Below are 19,188 nucleotides of genomic sequence, written 5' to 3'. Positions count from 1 at the left end.
TGAAGGGTGTGAACGAGGCTCAGATGGAACGGCTGGCGGAGCTCGCGCACGCCCGCTTCGCCGATGCCGCACCTGCATCTCCGGCTGCAGTCGAGTGGCGCGCGCTCGATGAGCACACGCGGGACGCGAATCGCGCCTGGGCGCGCTTCCAGCCCACGCTGGCCGCGGCGCTCGGCCTCCGCATCGTCCCACGAGAGGCGCCGGGTGCCCGCTCGAGGCTCACCCCAGAGGAGGTCGAGGCAGGAGGACGGATCGAGCACCTGCGGTGGGCGCGCTTCACGCGCGCATCGGGCCGCGGCACACATCCCGACCTCGTGGAGTGGGGGGAGCTCGACGATGCGACGCGCGAGCTTGACCTCATGCGCGTGCGCGACCTGCCGGAGCTGCTCGCTGCGGTGGGCCTCGCGGTCGGCGACGCGGACGGCTGACGACCGGTGGAGCGTCGCAGGCTGCTCGCGATCGACGGCGGCGGGATCCGTGGGGTTGTCGCGCTCGAGACCATCGTCGAGATCGAGGCGGTCCTGCGTCGCGAGACGGGCGACCCTGACCTGAGGCTGGGCGACTGGTTCGACTACATCGCCGGCACCAGCACGGGCGCCATCATCGCGGCAGCGCTCGCGCTGGGGAGATCCGCTCATGAGGTGCTGGACCTCTACCAATCGCAGGCTCGGCGCATCTTCCACCGCGCGAACGGGCTCGCCCGGCTGAGGCATCGCTACGACCATCGGGGCCTGACCGCGTTGCTCCAACGGGAGCTCGGCACCGACACCTTGCTGGGTTCGCCGCGCCTGCGGTGCCTGCTCATGGTGGGCGTCCGGAACGCGACCACGGACTCGCCCTGGCCGGTGAGCAGCAATCCTCGAGCCGCCTTCAACGACCCCGCGCTCGCGAGCTCGAACCTGCGCATACCTCTGTGGCAGCTGGTCCGCGCCAGCACCGCCGCGCCGACCTACTTCCCGGCGGAGCGCATCACGCTCGACGGCGTCTCGTTCGAGTTCACCGACGGCGGCACGACGCCGCTCAACAACCCCGCGTTCCAGCTCTTCCTCATGGCGACGATGCCGGAGTACCGCCTCGGCTGGGCGACGGGGCCCGACCGTCTGCTGCTGGTGAGCGTCGGCACCGGGTCCTCCCCGGTGACGGTGGCGCCAGGGACACCGGAGCGGATGCTCTGGGACCACGCGAACGAGGTCCCGTTGTCGCTGATGCATTCGATCGCGGTGCAGCAGGACCTCGCGTGCCGGTCGTTGAGCACCGTGCGCCACGGCCTGGATCTCGACGAGGAGGTGGGCGCCGTCGAGGGGTTGCCCGTCCATGCCGCGCCGCTCTTCACCTACACGCGCTACGACGCCGAAGCGCCGACCCCGCTCTCCACCATCGACGCGGTCGGCGCGGTCCCAGAGCTGCGCGCCTGGGGCCGCCGGATCGCGTCAGGGGTCGACGCCTCGCACTTCGCGGGCTTCGTGTGACGCCGCCTTGTCAGTCGTAGAACGCGCAGTGCTGCTTGACGGCAGCATCACCCGCGATGTCCTGGTTGAAGCCCAGGAATGCGAGGTCGCCATCGGCGAGGAGCGGCACGGGGTCCAGTGCGAACACCCAGAACGTCCGCGCGGGGTCGACCGCGAGCGCGGCCGTCTGCGGCGGCCCGACGCGCAGCTCGAAGCCCGTCTCCTCGAATCCGTCCAGCTCGGGGGCACGCGGGCACACGCCTCCCCACGCCGCGACCGGCGAGGTCTGCACCGGGTACCGCGCGCCCTCGACCTCGACGATCTCCACCTCGCGGAGCTGAACTCCCGACCCCTCGTCCTCGCATGCGAGCTGCGCGTCGGTCCAGGGCATGCGGAGCGCCTCGTCGATGCGGAATCCCGTACCTGTCGCCTCGACCGAGCGCACACGGTCGCCGCACGCGACGTCGCGCGCGATCGGGTACGGCACCTGGATCGCGGTCGGTTCGCCCTCCGCCGCGTGCTCGACTCCGAGCCACACGTACCAGAGCACCTCCGTGGTGTCGCCGAGCACCCTCGTGATGGGCAGCGCCGCATCGAGGACGCCGTCCGCATCCGCGTCCGCCTCGACGCCCCATCCGAGCTCGAAGTCACCACCGCCCGGCGCGTCGCTCGCCGCACCCTCGGCAAGCTGCACCGTCATCGGCATGCCCGTGCCTCCGGGTGCGTAGGACCATTCGGCGTCGGCCGCCCAGTCCATGATCGCCGCGATGCCTTCGCGGGTGGAGGGGCTCGGTTCAGGGGTCGGCGTCGTCTCCGCGCTCGGCGCGTCGGCCTCGGGCGTCGGTCCCTCCGGGACCGCGATCGACGACGCCGAAGGCGTCGGTTCACCGCTGTCCCCCTCGGCTCCCGCGCACCCCGTAGCCGCGCTCACCACCAGCACCATCACACCTGCACGCACGGCAGAGCGTCGCATCGTCCCATCCCCCCGTCTGGTCGACGGGTTCCACCCTAACCAGGGCGAACACGGACAGGTCAAGGTCCGTTTCTGCGGCGCTACCGGGAATAGGTCGCGACCAGCCTCGCCTGCTCGATCACCGCGTCGTCGTACGCGTGCAGGAACGCGTCGCGCGAGGGCTCGCCGATGACCGGGCGCGCGAGCGCGTAGACCCAGAAGTAGTAGCGGTGGTCGCCGTGGCCGAAGGGCGGGAACGGGCCCACGTAGCCGATGCCGCCGTCGTCGTGGGGGCCGGGCCTGCCGGCGTCGACGTCGATCTCGCCCTCGACCGCGGGCAGCCCGTAGAGCGTCCAGTGCGTGAAGCCGTGCGCCATCGGGGCGTCGGGGTCGTGGCACACGAGCGCGAGCTCGACCGTGCCCTCGGGGATGCCGGCGACCACCATGCGCGGGGTGTCGGCGCCGTGCTGACCGGCGAACTTGTCATCGATGCGCTCGCCCCAGGCGATGTCGGGGCTGGCGAGTGCGAGATCCTTCACGGCCACGAGAGGCTCCTTCCGTTCCGGTCCGTGTCCATCATGCGCGAGCACGCGCGGCGGTGCCACAGGGCTGCGACGCCCGTCAGCGGTCAACCAGCGATCAAGGAGTTCTGGAAGCCGCAGTGCTCGACGCCACCGGGTTCTCGGGGCATCTCAGTGACGAACGGGACGTACATCGCCGCGAGCCCGTCGTCGATGAGCTCCGCATACTCCGGCGCACCCATCCAGAACCTCTGCTCGGGCTCGACCGCGAGGGGCGCCGACGCCGGCGGCGCAGCACGGACCTCGATGCCGACGATGCCGACGCCCTGGTAGTAGCCCTCGACCCGGGTCTGAGGGCAGACCCCGCCCCAGGCGACGACGGGCGCGATCTGGATCGGGTACAGCTCGCCCTCGATCTCCCGCAGCGCCACGTCCTTCACCAGCAGACCGGTGCCGTAGTCCGCGCAGGACAGGTCGACGTCCGACGTCACCCAGAGCACCTCGTCCACACGGATCGCGCCGTCGAGCGCCGTCACCGAGTTGACCCGGTCGCCGCAGTGGACGTCCTTGGCGACCGGGTAGATCACCTGCTCGGCGACCGTCTCGCCGTCGGGCCCTTCACGCGCCAACCACACGTACCAGAGGGTCTGCATGGTGAAGGCGCGCTCCTCGACGATGGGGATCACCGCGTCGAGCAGCCCGTCGCCGTCCATGTCGACCTCCACCCCCTCGTCGAGGTAGTAGACGGTCTCGACATCGGGCTCGGCGCGTCCGTCGCGGATCTCGATCGGGATCGGTGCGAACCAGCCTGCGTTGGCGAACGACCAGTCGGCGTCCGAGACGTACTCCGTGATCGCCTCGAGACCGCCGACGACAGGCGTGTCCGGCGTGGGTGTCTCCGACGGCGCGACCGCGACCGCGGGCTCGGCTGAGGACGCCGCGACGGGGGGTGACTCCGACGCCGACTCCTGCTCCGACGTCACGGCCGGGCTGCACGCGCCCAGCGCCGCCAGACCTGCCCCGATCACCACGCACGCGCGCACGCGCCAGCCCGAGCCCCGCATGGTCTCGTCCCCCCGGATTCGGCCTCAGCGCGCCTTCACAGTAGGCACGCCGGATCGACCGGGGTCAAGGAACGCGCACGAAAGCCGCGCGGCGCATCGTCCGCGTCAGATGACCTGCGTCATCCAGCCGTAGGTGTCCTCGGCGCGGCCGTACTGGATGTCCGTGAGGCGCTGGCGGACCTTGAGGGTGACCGGGCCGGGCTCGCCGTCGCCCACGGTGACGTCGAAGTCCTCCGAGGCCATGCGGCCCACGGGGGTCACGATCGCCGCCGTGCCGCACGCGAAGACCTCGACGATGTCGCCGTCCTCGATGCCCTGGCGGAGCTCGGTGAGGGTGATGTCGCGCTCGACCACCTTGAGGTCCTCGTCCTCGACCAGCTGGATGATCGACGAGCGCGTCACGCCCTCGAGGATGTTGCCGTTGAGGATCGGGGTGAGCACGGTGCCGTCCTTGTGGACCGCGAAGACGTTCATGCCGCCCAGCTCCTCGAGCACCGAGCCGGTGGCCGCGTCGAGGTAGAGGACCTGGTCGAAGCCGCGCTCGATGGCCGCCATCTGCGGGCGCAGCGAGGCCGCGTAGTTGCCGCCGCACTTCGCGGCGCCGGTGCCGCCCGGGCCGGCGCGGTGGTAGTCGCGCTCGACCCAGATGCTCACGGGCTTGACGCCGCCCTTGAAGTACGGCCCCGAGGGCGAGGCGATGAGCAGGTAGTCGACGCGCTTCGGCGCGCGAAGCCCCAGGAAGACGTCCGTGCCGATGAGGAACGGGCGAAGGTAGAGCGAGGTCTCCGGAGCGTCGGGGACCCACGCCTGGTCGATCTCGACGAGCGCGTGGATCGACTCCATGAAGTCCTCGACCGGGAGCTCCGGGAGCGCCATGCGCCACGCGGAGCGGTTGAGACGCTCGGCGTTCGCGACAGGACGGAAGAGGTGCACCGAGCCGTCGGCCCAGCGGTACGCCTTGAGCCCCTCGAAGATCTCCTGCGCGTAGTGAAGCACGGAGGCGGCGGGGTCCATCTGCAGCGGACCGTAGGGCTCGACGCGACGGTCGGCCCAGCCCTCGTCGGCGGTCCAGGTCATGTGGGCCATGTGGTCCGTGAACTGGAGGCCGAAGGCCAGGTCCTTGAGGCGCTCGGCGCGCTCGGCGTCGGTGGCCGGGTTCGGGTTGCGGACGACCCGGAAGGCCTCCGCGGTGGACGATGCAGCGGTGTCGGTCACGTCGAAGCCTTCCTGTGATGCTGAGTGGATAAGAGAGTAGTGCGCCCTGGCAGTCGGTAGGTGCCGGAATCTGGGTCAGACTCCGCACTCACCGACTGCCAGCGCACGGATGCGGGCTAGCCGCGGATGCGGGCGGCGATCGCGTCGCCGACCTGCGAGGTGGACCGGGGGCCGTTGCCCTCGGCGCCGCCGGCGACCTTGGCCGCGGCATCGGCCGCGACCGCGTCCTCGACCTTCTGCGCCAGCTCCTTGTGGCCCAGGAAGTCGAGCATCATGCCGACGGACAGGACGGTCGCGGACGGATCCGCGATGCCCTCGCCGGCGATGTCGGGCGCCGAACCGTGGACCGGCTCGAACATCGACGGCCCAGTCTTGTCGGGGTTGACGTTGCCGGAGGCCGCGAGACCGATGCCGCCGGAGATCGCCGCGGCCTCGTCCGTGAGGATGTCGCCGAAGAGGTTGTCGGTGACGATGACGTCGAACGATGCGGGCGCCGTGACCAGCTTGATGGTCGCCGCGTCGACGTGCAGGTAGTCCCACGTGACGTCCGGGAACTCCGGCGCGACGGCCTCGACCGTGCGGCGCCACAGGTGACCCGCGTGGACGAGCACGTTGTGCTTGTGCACCAGGGTGACGTGCTTCCGCTCGCGCCCGGTCGCGACCGAGAACGCGTAGCGGACCACGCGCTCGACGCCGTGACGGGTGTTGACGGAGACCTCGGTCGCGATCTCGTGGGGCGTGTCGACGCGCAGCGCGCCGCCGTTGCCCACGTACGGACCCTCGGTGCCCTCGCGGACCACCACGAAGTCGATGTCGCCAGGCTCGCTCAGCGGCGAGACCTCGCCCGGGTACAGGCGGCTGGGGCGCAGGTTGACGTACTGGTCGAGCTCGAAGCGGAGCTTGAGCAGCAGGCCGCGCTCGAGCACGCCCGACGGCACGGTCGGGTCGCCGATCGCGCCCAGGAGGATGACGTCGTGGCCCTTGATCGCCTCGAGGTCCGCGTCGGTGAGGGTCTCCCCCGTCGCGTGCCAGCGCTTCGCGCCGAGGTCGAACTCGGTGGTCTCGAACGTGATGTCGGTGCCCTCGGTCGCGGCGGCGAGGCACTTGAGCCCCTCCGCCACGACCTCCGGGCCGATGCCGTCGCCGGCGACTACTGCGAGGCGGTACGTGGTCATCGAGGCTCCCTCGGTCGAATGATGTCGCGCCGCGCGATCGGGGGGCGACGGCTTCACGCTCATCCTAGGGGAAGTGTCCACATGTTGGGGACAGCGTCTCGCATAGCGAGATGCGGAGGGGTGCTCGATCACCCTTCACCGACGAAGTCGAGCCCCTCGATCGCGCTGTCGACGAAGGTGACGTACCAGTCGTAGCCGACCCGCTCAACGGGGACGGCCGCCTCGACGGCGATCACGCCATCCGGCCCGTCGAGCAGGTACAGGCGCACGGGCGACGTCGCCGTGATGGTCCGGTGCAGGTGGGTGCCGTGGTCGTCGATGAGGTAGGCGGCTGCCGGCTCCCCGACCGCTCCGGGGCAGGTGAGCTCCCAGTCCGGCGCGAGCGCAAGGTCCATCCGATATCCGGGCAGCCCGCCGACCTCGGCGGGTTCGTCAACCGCGACATCGAGCGCGGATCGCGTGGCGAGCGCATGGTGGATCGCCTCGAGGTCGCTGCCGACCTTGGGAGCCGCGGTGTCGCCGCACGGCGAGCGGGGGGTCAGCGGGTTCGCGAAGACCTCGACGGACGGCACCGCCACCGCCCCCGGCACCACCCAGTCGGGCAGGCGGAGGACGAGGTCGCCCTCAGGGAGCCTCGTCGCGGACCAGCCTTCGGGCAGCTCGTACGCGACGTCGAGCGGCGGGTAAGCGACGTCGAGCGGTCGGTATCCGGCGATCGGTGAGCCGGAGTCGTCCGGCGGCACCAGCACGGAGTACCCGTCCGAACCGACCGCGTGAGGGACGCAGACGGCCGCGGGCTCGCAGACAGCGGCTCCCGGCGCGCGGGCGTCCGCGCTCACCTGCGACACCAAGGCGGCACCCGCGACCAGCGCGGCCGCGGTCCCGCCAGCGGCGATCCATGTGGTGGTGGTGATCATGATGACCTCCTTCTGGTCGCCCTCAGTCGACGCGAGGCGCGTATGGCCTCGGTATGCAGAGCGCGTGGCGCGGTATGCGTCCGGTATCCGCTCGCGCGCTGGTCCTTGACCCGGGTCCTGCTCCCGCCGAGACTCGAGACGTGAGGGTCGCGGTCCTCGGGGGGAGGGGCGTCTCGGACGAGCCGAGAGTCAGCCCACGGGAGCGCGCTGTGCTCGAGGCGCTCCTGGTGAGCCGACCGGCGGACGCGAGCTCCGCCGCGCTCGCCGAGGCGGTGTGGGGGGAGGATCCGCCGGCGACCTGGGCCAAGCAGCTGCAGGCCTCGATCGGACGGCTCCGCAAGGCGTACGGCGCGGCGGCGATCGTGACCGTCGCCGGCGGATACCGCATCCTCCCCCGGGGCGCCGGCGGACCGCTCGAGGTCGACGTCGACGAGTTCGAGGAGGCCATCTCGCGTGCGAGAGAGCTCAGCGCAGCCCGTGAGCATCCGCGCGCGGCGACCGTGCTCGAGCGGGCGCTCGCCCTCTGGGAGGGACGACCCTACGCCGATCTCGAGGAGTGGCCCCCGGCGCACGACGAGGCCGACCGGCTCAGCGAGCTGCGCGCGGCAGCAGAGGATGATCTGCTCGAGGCGAGGCTCGCCGCCGGGGATCACCGTGCGGTCGCGGAGCACGCCTCCGGCCTGTGCGCGGCCGAGCCGTATCGCGAGCGACGGTGGCACGCTCTCGCGCTCGCGCAGTACAGATGCGAGCGCCAGGCCGATGCGCTCGCCACGGTGCGCCGGGCCCAGCGGAGGCTGGTGGACGAGCTCGGCATAGATCCGGGCGCATCGCTCGTCGCGCTCGAGCAGGCGATCCTGCGACACGACGAGTCGCTTCTCGCGGCGCCGGCGGCGCGGCCGCCGAGCCCCGACTGCCCGTACAAGGGACTCGCCGAGTACCAGCCCGAGGACGCCGAGCTCTTCTTCGGTCGCGACGACGACGTGCGCGCCGTCCTCGACACGCTCGAGCGCACCGGCTTCGTCACGGTGACAGGGCCGTCGGGCATCGGGAAGTCGTCGATCCTGCGCGCCGGCCTGGTGCCGGCGCTGCGCCGCCGCGGCCCCGAGCCCGTGCTGCTCGATGCGACCGCCGGCGTGGTCGACGTCGTGGCTGCTGCCGCCGGAGCGCCGATCATCGTCGACGACCTCGGCGCAGCCCTGACCGACGCGGACCGCGCGGGCGCGTTGTGCTCCGCGCTCGCGTCGGCGCACGAGGAAGGCAGGCTCGTGTGCATCGCGGTGCAGTCGCGGCATCTCGACGCGTGCGCCGCCCAGCCGGCCATCGGCGCGCTCGTCACCGCGGGAATCCACCTGGTGGCTCCGCCGACGGCGGCGGCGATCCGCGACGTCGTCGAACGCCCCGCGGTGCACAGCGGCCTCACGGTCGAGCACGGGCTCGTGGACGTGGTGCTCCACGACGCCTCACGTGTGGAGTCGGCGCTGCCGCTCCTCTCGCACGCGCTCGCCGCCACGTGGGAGCGCCGCGACGGCACCACCCTGACCATCGAGGCCTACGAGGCGACCGGCGGGCTCGCGGGCGCGGTCGCACGCTCCGCGGAGAGGGTGTTCGGCAACCTGACGGCGGAGCAGCGCGACGAGTGCCACGCGGTGATGCGTCGCCTCGTGACCGTCGACTCCACCGGGGCCGTCACGCTTCACGCCGCGGATGCCGCCGCGGTCGATGCCGTGCCTGCGCGTACGGAGGCCGTGGCGCGGCTCGTCGCCGCTCGTCTGCTGGTCGCGCGCGCGGACGACTTCCTCGTCGCGCACGAGTCCCTCACCCGCGAGTGGCCCCGACTCGCGGCGTGGCTGGACGACGACGTCGACACTCACCTGCTCGTCGCGCATCTCGCCGCCAGCGCGCGTGCGTGGGACGCGAGCGGAAGACACGCGGACGACCTCTACCGCGGCTCGCGACTGACGGCGGCGCTCGCATGGCAGGACGACTCGGCGGATGCGCTCGCGGAGGTCGAGCAGGACTTCCTCGCGGCATCCGCGGAGCGACACGACCAGGAGGCGGCCGCCCTTGCCGAGTCCGACGCGCGCGACCACCGCACCCGCCGCCGCGCAAGATTCCTCGGCGCCGTCGGCGCGGGCGCGGCGCTCGCCGCCCTCGTGCTCGGCGGCATGGCGGTCGCATCGCACCGGAGCGCCTCACGCCAGGCGGACGATGCGCTGGTGCAGACCCTCGCGGACGACGTCGCGACGCTCGCCGACAGCTCGCGCGAGGCTGCCGCACTCATCGCCGCCGAGCTGGCGCAGCGCTGGCCTGACGACCCCCGCGCGCGGGCGGCGCTGTTCGACGTCGCGGCCGCCCACCCCGACCTCGTACAGTCCGTCGTCACCGACGGCGCAACCGGGATCGCCGGTGCGTCCGACGCCGCCGGCGACATCATCGTCGCCACGCAGGCGGGCCTCGAGGTCCACGACCCGAGCACCCTCGAGGCACGGACGCGGATCGCGGACGCGCGGCTCACGCGAGGGGACCGTGCGGTCGCGGTCGCTCCCGACGGGTCGGTCGCGGTCGTGCTCGCTCAGGCGAGCGGCTGCGACACCGGCGCGGCGTGCGGGAGGATCACGTCGTACGACCTCGTCCGAGGCACGGTGCTGGCCTCCGAGCCTGCGACGGTCCCCGATGTCTCGGACAGCCCGCTCCAGGTCGCCATCGACGCCTCCGGCGCCGTGGTCGCGACCGTCGACCACAGTCGCGCAAGCGTCGACCTCCGCGACGCGCGCTCGCTCGGTGTGGTCACCTCGGTACGGGTGACCACACCCACCCCCAACAGGATCACGGTGGCCGCAGAGCCGGATGGCGCCTTCGTGATCGGATCCGAGGGATCGGTGAGCGTGGTCGATCCGACGAGCGGAGAGGTGCTGCAGTCGTGGGCGGTCGAGACGAGCGCGACCGGGCTCGGGATCGCGGTCACGGCGGATGGGCGTGCGCTCACCTCGGGCCCGAACCACGTCGCGCTCACCGACCTCGCGACCGGAGAACCGGCATGGATGGTGACGTTGCCGGACCCGCAGATGTACGCCTGCATGACGATGGTGGTGCCCGTCGCCGCGGAGAACTTCTACTGCGGCGGCGCGTTCGGCGAGGTCCAGGAGCGCACGCTCGACCGCGGCGGGCCCACCGGGCGCGCGTTCGACGTGCAGCACGGGTCCGCCGGCACGCTCGTGGCCTCCTCTACCGAGCTTCTCGCCTTCAGCTGGCGTTCGCCGGTCCTCACGCGGTGGGCGCTCGACGCGAAGGGTCCGATCCACCGTGTGATCGCAGGACCCGGCTACATCGTCGGGGACGGCTACCGTGACGACGGGCTCGCGCTGCTCCTCTGCGAGATGCACGGCGAGGATGAGCCCTGCACGTACGGGGTGTGGAGCATCCCGGAGGACACCGCCGAGACCATCGTCACAGGCGAGGCGGACGGCCTCAGCTGGGCGTCCGAGGACACCGTGGTCGCGTACTTCCCGTCCACCGACGACATCGGCCGGTACGACCTCAGCGAGCAGCGCCGGACCCTCACCTACCCGATCGGCGCCGAGGTCGACCACCACTTCCGAAGCGACGCCGGCGACCGCCAGCTCGCGGCGGACCCCGACGGGACGGTGTGGCCCTTCGACCTCGCCAGCGGCGAGCCGGATGGCCCGACGATCGACGTCGAGGGCGTCGCGGCGCACATCGTCACCTCGCCCGACGACCGGTACGTGGTCGTGTCCTCCCACCTCGCCGGCGGAGGCCTGGGCGCGCAGGTCTTCGACCTGCAGACGGGCGCGCCCCTCTCCCCCTTCGTGGACGGCCTCGAGAAGGCCGCGGTCAACGACGACGGCCTCGTCGTCGCGCAGATCGGGTCGCTGATCGGCCGCTACGACCTCGAGCTCAACCTCCTCGCGTCCACGGAGGGCTCGCGCGCGGAGATCGGCCGCTTCCAGTTCTCCGTCGACGGCGACGTGTTCCTCACCGCGGACCTCGGCCAGCGCAGCATGCTCTACGACTCCGCCACCGGTCGGCGCATCGCAGGACCGTTCCCCTCGCACGCGCCGCTCGCCTGGCCCGCGTGGCTCCGCCAGGACGGCCTCGAGGTCGCGGTGGACGAGTCGGAAGGCATCGGCATCTGGACGCTCGATCCCGACGCCTTGCGCGACGCGGCGTGTGCCGCCGCGGGCCGTGACCTCACCGCGGACGAGTGGGCCGCCTACCTCGCCCCGCTCGGTGAGTGGCGATCGACGTGCGGCTTCGGCGACGAGCCGTACGACGCATCGTCCTGAGGCACGACGAAGGGGAGGCCCCGTGCGGGACCTCCCCTTCGCGTCGTTCCGGTGAGCGGGATCAGCGCGCGGCGGAGCCGTCGACGTAGTCCTTGTCCGCGGTCGCACCGGACCACGAGAACAGCGCGCGGAGCTCCTTGCCCGTCTTCTCGATCGGGTGGCTCTCCTCCTTGGCGCGGAGCTCCTTGAACTCGGGGGCGCCGGCGTCCTGATCGCCGATGAAGCGGGTCGCGAAGGCGCCCGACTGGATGTCCGCGAGGACCTCCTGCATCGCCTTCTTGACGTCAGGCGTGATGACGCGCGGGCCCGAGACGTAGTCGCCGTACTCGGCCGTGTCGGAGATCGACCAGCGCTGCTTGGCGATGCCGCCCTCCCACATGAGGTCGACGATGAGCTTGAGCTCGTGGAGGACCTCGAAGTAGGCGATCTCGGGCTGGTAGCCGGCCTCGGTGAGGACCTCGAAGCCGTACTGGACCAGGTGCGACGTGCCGCCGCAGAGCACGGCCTGCTCGCCGAACAGGTCGGTCTCGGTCTCCTCGGTGAAGGTGGTCTTGATGACGCCCGCACGGGTGCCGCCGATCGCCGAGGCGTAGGACAGCGCGGTCGCCCACGCCGAGCCCGACGCGTCGACCTCGACCGCGATGATGTCCGGGATGCCGCGGCCCGCGACGTACTCGCGGCGCACGGTGTGGCCCGGGGCCTTCGGGGCGATGAGGATGACGTCGACGCCCTGCGGGGCCTCGATGTAGCCGAAGCGGATGTTGAAGCCGTGCGCGAACGCGAGGGTCTTGCCCTCGGCCAGGTTCGGGGCGATGTCGTTCGCGTAGATGGTGCGCTGGTGCTGGTCCGGCGCGAGGATCATGATGACGTCCGCCCACGCGGTCGCGTCGGCGACGTTCTGGACGGTGAAGCCGTCCTCCTCGGCCTTCGCGATCGACTTCGAGCCCTCACGCAGCGCGACGCGGACATCGACGCCCGAGTCACGGAGGTTCTGGGCGTGGGCGTGGCCCTGCGAGCCGTAGCCGACGATCGCGACCTTCTTGCCCTGGATGATCGAGAGGTCGGCGTCCTTCTCGTAGAACAGCTCAGCCATGCGGATATCTCCTTCTTGGGGTGACTTGCTAGGGGTGACGATCAGGCGGTGGCGACGCGGTCGAGCGCACGCTCCGTGATGGAGCGGGCGCCGCGGCCGATGGCGACGGTGCCGGACTGGACGATCTCGCGGACGTCGTGCGGCGCGAGGGCCGCGAGGAGCGCCTCGAGCTTGTCGGGCGTGCCCACGGCCTCGATCACCACGGAGTCCGTGGAGACGTCGACCACGTGGGCGCGGAACAGGTCCACGATCTGCAGGACGTCGGTGCGCTGACGCGCATCGGCCCGGACCTTGACCAGCAGCAGGTCGCGCTGGACCGAGCGGCCCTCCTCGAGCTCGACGATCTTGAGCACGTGGACCAGCTTGTTGAGCTGCTTGGTCACCTGCTCGAGCGGGAGCTCGTCGACGTCGACGACGACGGTGATGCGCGAGATCTCGGGGTGCTCGGTCTGGCCGACCGCGAGCGAGTGGATGTTGAACGCGCGGCGCGAGAAGAGGCCGGCGACGCGTGCGAGGACGCCGGGCTTGTTCTCGACCAGCACGGACAAGGTGTGCTTCGTCATGCGGGTCAGTCCTCCCGGTCCCACTGGGGCGCGATGCCCTTGGCGTACTGGATCTCGTCGTTCGACTTGCCGGCGGCGACCATCGGCCACACCATCGCGTCGCGCGACACGGTGAAGTCCACGACCACGGGCTGGTCGTCGATCTCGTTGGCGCGCTTGATGGTCGCGTCGACGTCCGCGTCGGACTCGCAGCGCAGGCCCACGCAGCCCATGGCCTCCGCGAGCTTGACGAAGTCCGGGACGCGGCGCGTGCCGTGGCCGGTGTGCAGGTCCGTGTTGGAGTAGCGCTGGTCGTAGAACAGCGTCTGCCACTGGCGGACCATGCCGAGCGACGAGTTGTTGATGATCGCGACCTTGATCGGGATCTCGTTGATGGCGCAGGTGACCAGCTCCTGGTTGGTCATCTGGAAGCAGCCGTCGCCGTCGATCGCCCACACCTGCTTGTCGGGCGCGCCGACCTGGGCGCCCATCGCGGCGGGGACCGAGAAGCCCATGGTGCCCAGGCCGCCCGAGTTGATCCACGTGTTGGGGTGCTCGTACTTGATGAACTGGCTGGCCCACATCTGGTGCTGGCCCACGCCCGCGGTGTAGATGGTGCGGTCGGGGTCGTTGAGCTCGCCCAGGCGCTGGATCACGTGCTGCGGGCTCGAGAGCTGGTCGTTGGTGGGCGTGTAGCCGAGCGCGTAGGTGCTGCGCCAGTCGTCGAGCTGCGCCCACCAGGCCTCGAGGTCCGGCTTGCCGTGACGCTCGTGCTCCGCGGCGAGCGCGGGCACCAGGGCGGCGAAGACGTCCTTGAGATCGCCCACGATCGGCACGTCGACCGCGCGGTTCTTGCCGATCTCGGCCGGGTCGATGTCCGCGTGGACGATGGTCGCGTGCGGGGCGAACGAGTTGAGCGCGCCCGTGACGCGGTCGTCGAAGCGCGCGCCGAGCGAGACGACGAGGTCCGCCTTCTGCATCGACGCGACGGCCGCCACGGTGCCGTGCATGCCGGGCATGCCCAGGTGCTGCGGGTGCGAGTCGGGCAGCGCGCCGCGCGCCATGAGCGTGGTGACCACGGCCGCGCCGGAGAGGTCGACCAGCTTGCGCAGGCCCTCCGAGGCGCCGGCGCGGATCACGCCGCCGCCCACGTAGAGCACGGGGCGGCGCGCGGTCGCGAGCAGGCGCGCGGCCTCCTGGATGGTCTTCTGGTGCGGGCGGGCGCCGTTGTTGAAGCCAGGCAGCTCGATGCGGCCGGGCCACTGGAACGTGGTGGTCGCCTGCTGCGCGGACTTCGCGATGTCGACGAGCACCGGGCCGGGGCGGCCGTGGCTCGCGATGTAGAAGGCCTCCGCGATCGCCTTGGGGATCTCGGCGGGGTCCGTCACCAGCACGTTGTGCTTGGTGATGGGAGCCGTGATGCCGACGATGTCGGCCTCCTGGAAGGCGTCCGTGCCGATCATGGCGGCGCCCACCTGGCCGGTGATCGCGACCATGGGGATCGAGTCCATGTTCGCGTCGGCGATCGGGGTGACGAGGTTGGTGGCGCCGGGACCCGAGGTCGCGATGCAGACGCCCACCTTGCCGGTCGCGTGGGCGTAGCCCTGCGCCGCGTGCCCCGCGCCCTGCTCGTGGCGGACGAGGATGTGACGCAGCTTCTGCGAGTCCATCAGCGGGTCGTAGGTCGGGAGGATCGCGCCGCCGGGGATCCCGAAGACGTCGGTCGCGCCGGCGCACTCGAGCGAGCGGATGATCGCCTCGGCGCCCGTCATCTGCGCGCCGTTGAGCGCGGGATCGGGGTTCGACTGCGGCGTGGGGCGTGCCAGCGTGGGCGCGCCCGGCGCCTGGCGGGCGATGCGGGCCGCGGGCACGCCCGGCTTGGCCTGAACCTGTGCCATCTTCTCTCCTGGTCGATCGAGGTGGAGGCGGTCCCTGCGTCCGCCTCGCATGGAAAGACCCCTCAGCCGGGTGGCATCGGGGTCAGCGCGCGGACGAGTTCGGGGCTACCGGTCGCGGTCCGCGCGCCTGGTAACTCGTACAAGGATCGTCTGCATGTCAGCGACTCTACGCCCGGGTCCGGGCGGGTGTCGCCATATGTGACATGAATCTCACATCGTGGTTCACCATCTTGAATTATGAGACGGAGCCACGAGCGGCGCGGCATTCGCCCCTTCTGGGAAGCTCTCGCCATCCATCCTTGCACCAGGGACGTCGGTACCTATTGACACTCTGTCAATGAGCGCTACGGTCACGGCATGGACCAGCGCCGCTCCCGCATCGTCAAGGCTCCCGACGAGCGCCACGACGAGATCGTCGCCGCCGCGCGCCTGATGTTCTCGCGCCAGGGGGTCCGCGGCACGACCTTCCAGCACATCGCCGACGAGGTCGGGGTGACGCGTGGCCTCGTCTACCACTACGCCGGGTCGATGGATCAGCTGGTGACGCAGGTGCTCGACGCATGCGTTGCCGACTTCGCCGACGAGCTCCGCTCATGGGACGCCGCACGCACCCCCGGCGACATCGACGGCGCCGTGCGGACCTACGTCGACCTGTTCCGGCGCAACCTCCCCCATCGCATCGACGGCGAGGCGCACACCGCGAGGCCTCTGCCCCGGTTCGACGACGCAGGGCTCTACGTCCGCTACCTCGACCAGTCGGTGGACGCGCTGCTGGACGTCCTCGAGGCGACCACCATCCCCGCGTACGCGGCGCGGCACACCATCGAGATCCACCACGTGCGCGCCACGTTCGCGATGCTCCTCCACGGCATCGTCGGCGTGATGCGCACCACCCCCGACATCGGCGACGACGTGCTCGCCGATCTGGTCCGCCAGACGCTCCGTCTGGCTTCTCCCCCCTCCCGGGGCCCCGACCGGGACCAACCGCTCGAAGGAGAGTGAGATGTTCCTGTTCGAATCGATCACGCTGGCCCAAGGGGTCATGTGGTTCGTGGTCCTCGGAGCCCTGATCGGGCTCAACGAGCTGTCACGACGAGGGCCCTGGGCCGGCATGTTCTTCTTCATCGCCGTGCCCGTGGTGCTGACGATCTTCGTGTGGCCGCACACCGCGGGCGAGGACTCGTCGACCGGCACCTGGTTCCACTGGGTGAAGGTCTACTCCGCGCTCGCCGGATGCCTCGGCTTCCTCGCGATCCGCTACATCCCGCGGTTGCAGAAGAACCGCTGGGCGCTCATGTTCCCCGCCGCGATCCTCGCGCTCAACATCTTCGAGGCCTGCCTCCGCGACTTCGAGGTGGGCGCGATGGGCGCCGACGGCATGGTCGACGGCGTGTACATGCTGTCCGGGTCCTGGAACTGGATGAACGGCGTCGCGGGCCTCATCAACCTGCTCGCGATCACGGGCTGGATGGGCATCTACATCTCCCGCGACAAGACCAAGGACATGATCTTCCCCGACATGATCTGGCCCTGGATCATCGCGTACGACCTGTGGAACTTCGCCTACGTCTACAACTGCGTCGGCGACCACTCGTTCTACGCGGGCGCCGCGCTGCTCATCTCCTGCACCATCCCCGCGTTCTTCCTGCGCAAGGGCGCATGGCTCCAGCACCGGGCGCACACGCTCGCGTTCTGGATGATGTGGACGATGGCCGTGCCGGCCTTCGTCTCCGACTCGTCCTTCGCGGTCGACTCCTCGCACGACCCGGCGGCGCTCTTCACCGTGTCCGCGATCGCGCTCGCGGCCAATGTCGCGCTCGCCGTCCTCCAGATCCGCAAGATGGTCACCGGCCGCAAGAACCCCCTCAAGGTCGAGATCTACGACGACACCGCGGCCTACCGCCGCGTGGTCGAGACCATCCCCGGTGCGTCCGACGCGCAGCTCGCGGCCGCGGCCGTCGAGCGCGAGCGCGCCACGGTCACCGCCTGATCGCCGCAGGATCGGAACGCGCGGAGGCCCCGCATCGTCCCTTCCGAGGGACGATGCGGGGCCTCCGTCATGGTGCGACGCGGCTCAGCTGAGGACGGCGCCCTTCGAGGCCGAGCCCACGAGCTTCTGGTACTTGCCGAGGACGCCCTTGGTAAAGCGCGCGGGGATGGGCTCCCAGCCCTCCTTGCGGGCCTCCATCTCCTCGTCGGACACGAGCACCTCGAGGGTGCCGTTGGCGACATCGAGCGTGATCCTGTCGCCGTCGCGCACGAACGCGATCGGGCCGCCGTCGACGGCCTCCGGCGCGATGTGGCCGACGCACAGGCCGGTGGTGCCGCCGGAGAAGCGGCCGTCCGTGACGAGCAGCACGTCCTTGCCCAGGCCCGCGCCCTTGATGGCGGCGGTGATGGCGAGCATCTCGCGCATGCCGGGGCCGCCCTTGGGGCCCTCGTAGCGAATGACGACGCAGTCGCCCTTCTGGATCTCGCCCGCCTCAAGCGCGTCGAGCGCGGCACGCTCGCGGTCGAAGACGCGGGCGGTGGCCTCGAAGACGTCGTCGTCGAAGCCCGCCGACTTCACCACCGCGCCCTCAGGGGCGAGCGAGCCCTTGAGGATGGTGATGCCGCCGGACTTGTGAATCGGGTTGTTGAGCGCGCGGACCACGCGGCCGTCGATCGCGGCGGGCTTGAGCTCGTCCATGTTCTCGGCGAGGGTCTTGCCCGTGACGGTCATGACGTCGCCGTGCATGAGGCCCGCGTCGAGCAGCGTCTTCATGACGGCAGGGACGCCGCCCACGCGGTCGACGTCGTTCATGACGAACTGGCCGAACGGCTTGAGATCACCCAGGTGCGGAACCTTGGCTGCGACGCGCGCGAAGTCGTCGAGCGTGAGGTCCACCTCGGCCTCGTTCGCGATCGCGAGCAGGTGGAGGACGGCGTTGGTCGAGCCGCCGAAGGCCATCACCACGGCGATGGCGTTCTCGAACGCCTCCTTGGTCATGATGTCCCGGGCGGTGATGCCCAGGCGCAGCATGTTGACCACGGCCTCGCCGGACTTGTGCGCGTAGTAGTCGCGGCGGCGGTCGGCGCTCGGCGGGGCGGCGGAGCCGGGGATCGACATGCCGAGCGCCTCGCCCACGGACGCCATCGTGTTGGCCGTGTACATGCCGCCGCACGCGCCCTCACCCGGGCAGATCGCCTTCTCGATCGCGAGACGGTCCTCCTCGGACATGAGACCGGCGGCGCAGGCGCCCACGGCCTCGAAGGCGTCGATGATGGTGACGTCCTTCTCGGTGCCGTCCGAGAGCTTGACGTGGCCGGGCATGATCGAGCCGGCGTAGAGGAAGACGCTCGCGAGGTCGAGGCGCGCCGCGGCCATGAGCATGCCGGGCAGCGACTTGTCGCAGCCCGCGAGCAGGACGCTGCCGTCGAGGCGCTCGGCCATCATCACGGTCTCGACCGAGTCGGCGATGAGGTCGCGCGAGACGAGCGAGAAGTGCATGCCCTCGTGGCCCATCGAGATGCCGTCGGAGACGGAGATGGTGCCGAACTCGAGCGGGTAGCCGCCGCCGGCGTGGACGCCGTTCTTCGAGGAGGCGGCGAGGCGCTGCAGCGAGAGGTTGCAGGGCGTGATCTCGTTCCACGAGGAGGCGATGCCGATCTGCGGCTTCGCGAAGTCGTCGTCGCCGAGACCGACCGCGCGGAGCATGCCGCGCGACGCGGTCGCCTCCAGGCCATCGGTGACCTGGCGCGAGCGGGGCTTGATGTCGGGAGTCTGCGTCATACGCGCGAGTCTAGGGCGCTCGCGTGGGACGCGGCGCCCGCATCGTGGACACGGACGATGCGCGGCCGGGCCGCCGGGGCGCGCAGCGCGGGGTCAAGGGGTTCTATGCGAGGTCCTCGCGCATTTCATGCACGAAGGGCGGCGGACGGGCGGCGGCGACGGGCGGCGGCGGACGGGCGGCGGCGCGGCGGTGCGGCGGTTTGGGATCGTCAGGCCGTGCGAGCGCGACGCTCGCGCATGAAAGGTGCGAGGACCGCGACCCTTGCCCCACCGCGCTTCGGTTGCTT

At 71.0% G+C, this 19,188-nt stretch carries 15 protein-coding genes; 5 read left to right on the top strand and 10 right to left on the bottom strand.

The features are described from left to right. Positions 1–23 precede the first annotated feature (23 nt). Positions 24–428, top strand: coding sequence for a hypothetical protein (locus tag TR42_RS15010; RefSeq protein WP_042214157.1), 405 nt, complete (start codon positions 24–26; stop codon positions 426–428). 6 nt (positions 429–434) lie between these two features. Next, positions 435–1,469 carry a patatin-like phospholipase family protein gene (locus TR42_RS06525; protein ID WP_042214155.1) on the top strand — a complete coding sequence of 345 codons (1,035 nt, stop codon included), beginning with the start codon at positions 435–437 and terminating at the stop codon, positions 1,467–1,469. Between the two features lie 10 nt (positions 1,470–1,479). Here the strand turns inward: TR42_RS06525 and TR42_RS06520 are convergent, their stop codons facing one another. From TR42_RS06520 to TR42_RS06495, 6 genes are all read right to left on the bottom strand, one after another. After that, the gene (locus tag TR42_RS06520; RefSeq protein WP_143058919.1) at positions 1,480–2,205 is read right to left on the bottom strand and encodes a hypothetical protein; all 726 of its coding nucleotides are present in this window, start codon (positions 2,203–2,205) and stop codon (positions 1,480–1,482) included. A 296-nt stretch (positions 2,206–2,501) separates the two neighbouring features. Further along, complete coding sequence (locus TR42_RS06515) at positions 2,502–2,945, bottom strand: YbhB/YbcL family Raf kinase inhibitor-like protein (protein ID WP_236623379.1); 444 nt, start codon at positions 2,943–2,945, stop codon at positions 2,502–2,504. 83 nt (positions 2,946–3,028) lie between these two features. Then, positions 3,029–3,985 (bottom strand): hypothetical protein, encoded by a 957-nt coding sequence (locus tag TR42_RS06510; RefSeq protein ID WP_042214151.1) that lies wholly within the window; start codon positions 3,983–3,985, stop codon positions 3,029–3,031. Positions 3,986–4,090: 105 nt separating this feature from the next. Next, positions 4,091–5,200: a branched-chain amino acid aminotransferase gene (locus TR42_RS06505; protein WP_042214149.1), complete on the bottom strand. Its 1,110-nt coding sequence runs from the start codon at positions 5,198–5,200 to the stop codon at positions 4,091–4,093. 116 nt (positions 5,201–5,316) lie between these two features. Next, on the bottom strand, positions 5,317–6,375 hold the full coding sequence (locus TR42_RS06500) for a 3-isopropylmalate dehydrogenase (protein WP_042214148.1): 1,059 nt from the start codon (positions 6,373–6,375) through the stop codon (positions 5,317–5,319). Between the two features lie 128 nt (positions 6,376–6,503). Next, a complete protein-coding gene (locus TR42_RS06495; RefSeq protein ID WP_042214146.1) occupies positions 6,504–7,292 on the bottom strand; it encodes a hypothetical protein in 789 nt (262 codons plus the stop codon). A gap of 209 nt (positions 7,293–7,501) precedes the next feature. Here TR42_RS06495 and TR42_RS06490 point away from each other — a divergent pair, with 209 nt between their 5' ends. Continuing rightward, positions 7,502–11,596 (top strand): nSTAND1 domain-containing NTPase, encoded by a 4,095-nt coding sequence (locus tag TR42_RS06490; protein WP_042214144.1) that lies wholly within the window; start codon positions 7,502–7,504, stop codon positions 11,594–11,596. A 61-nt stretch (positions 11,597–11,657) separates the two neighbouring features. Here TR42_RS06490 and ilvC read toward each other — a convergent pair whose 3' ends face one another. Genes ilvC through TR42_RS06475 form a run of 3 tightly spaced genes read right to left on the bottom strand, consistent with a single transcriptional unit; the run spans position 11,658 to position 15,129 of the window. Then, complete coding sequence (gene ilvC / locus TR42_RS06485; RefSeq protein ID WP_042214142.1) at positions 11,658–12,689, bottom strand: ketol-acid reductoisomerase; 1,032 nt, start codon at positions 12,687–12,689, stop codon at positions 11,658–11,660. Between the two features lie 41 nt (positions 12,690–12,730). Next, positions 12,731–13,252 (bottom strand): acetolactate synthase small subunit, encoded by a 522-nt coding sequence (ilvN, locus tag TR42_RS06480; protein ID WP_042214140.1) that lies wholly within the window; start codon positions 13,250–13,252, stop codon positions 12,731–12,733. A 5-nt stretch (positions 13,253–13,257) separates the two neighbouring features. Then, entirely contained in the window at positions 13,258–15,129 is a 1,872-nt protein-coding gene (locus TR42_RS06475) for an acetolactate synthase large subunit (protein WP_042214138.1), read from the bottom strand. A gap of 357 nt (positions 15,130–15,486) precedes the next feature. Here TR42_RS06475 and TR42_RS14230 point away from each other — a divergent pair, with 357 nt between their 5' ends. Together TR42_RS14230 and TR42_RS06465 are read left to right on the top strand one after the other, a co-directional pair. Further along, positions 15,487–16,131, top strand: a complete 645-nt coding sequence (locus tag TR42_RS14230) for a TetR/AcrR family transcriptional regulator (protein WP_052405704.1) — start codon at positions 15,487–15,489, stop codon at positions 16,129–16,131. A gap of 1 nt (position 16,132) precedes the next feature. After that, positions 16,133–17,119, top strand: a complete 987-nt coding sequence (locus TR42_RS06465; protein WP_042214136.1) for a DUF5692 family protein — start codon at positions 16,133–16,135, stop codon at positions 17,117–17,119. Between the two features lie 84 nt (positions 17,120–17,203). Here the strand turns inward: TR42_RS06465 and ilvD are convergent, their stop codons facing one another. After that, on the bottom strand, positions 17,204–18,901 hold the full coding sequence (gene ilvD, locus TR42_RS06460) for a dihydroxy-acid dehydratase (RefSeq protein WP_042214135.1): 1,698 nt from the start codon (positions 18,899–18,901) through the stop codon (positions 17,204–17,206). Between the last annotated feature and the right edge of the window lie 287 nt (positions 18,902–19,188).

This window comes from Demequina mangrovi, assembly GCF_000759715.1.
GTDB lineage: Bacteria > Actinomycetota > Actinomycetes > Actinomycetales > Demequinaceae > Demequina > Demequina mangrovi.
This window is presented reverse-complemented; position numbering and strand designations above follow the sequence as displayed.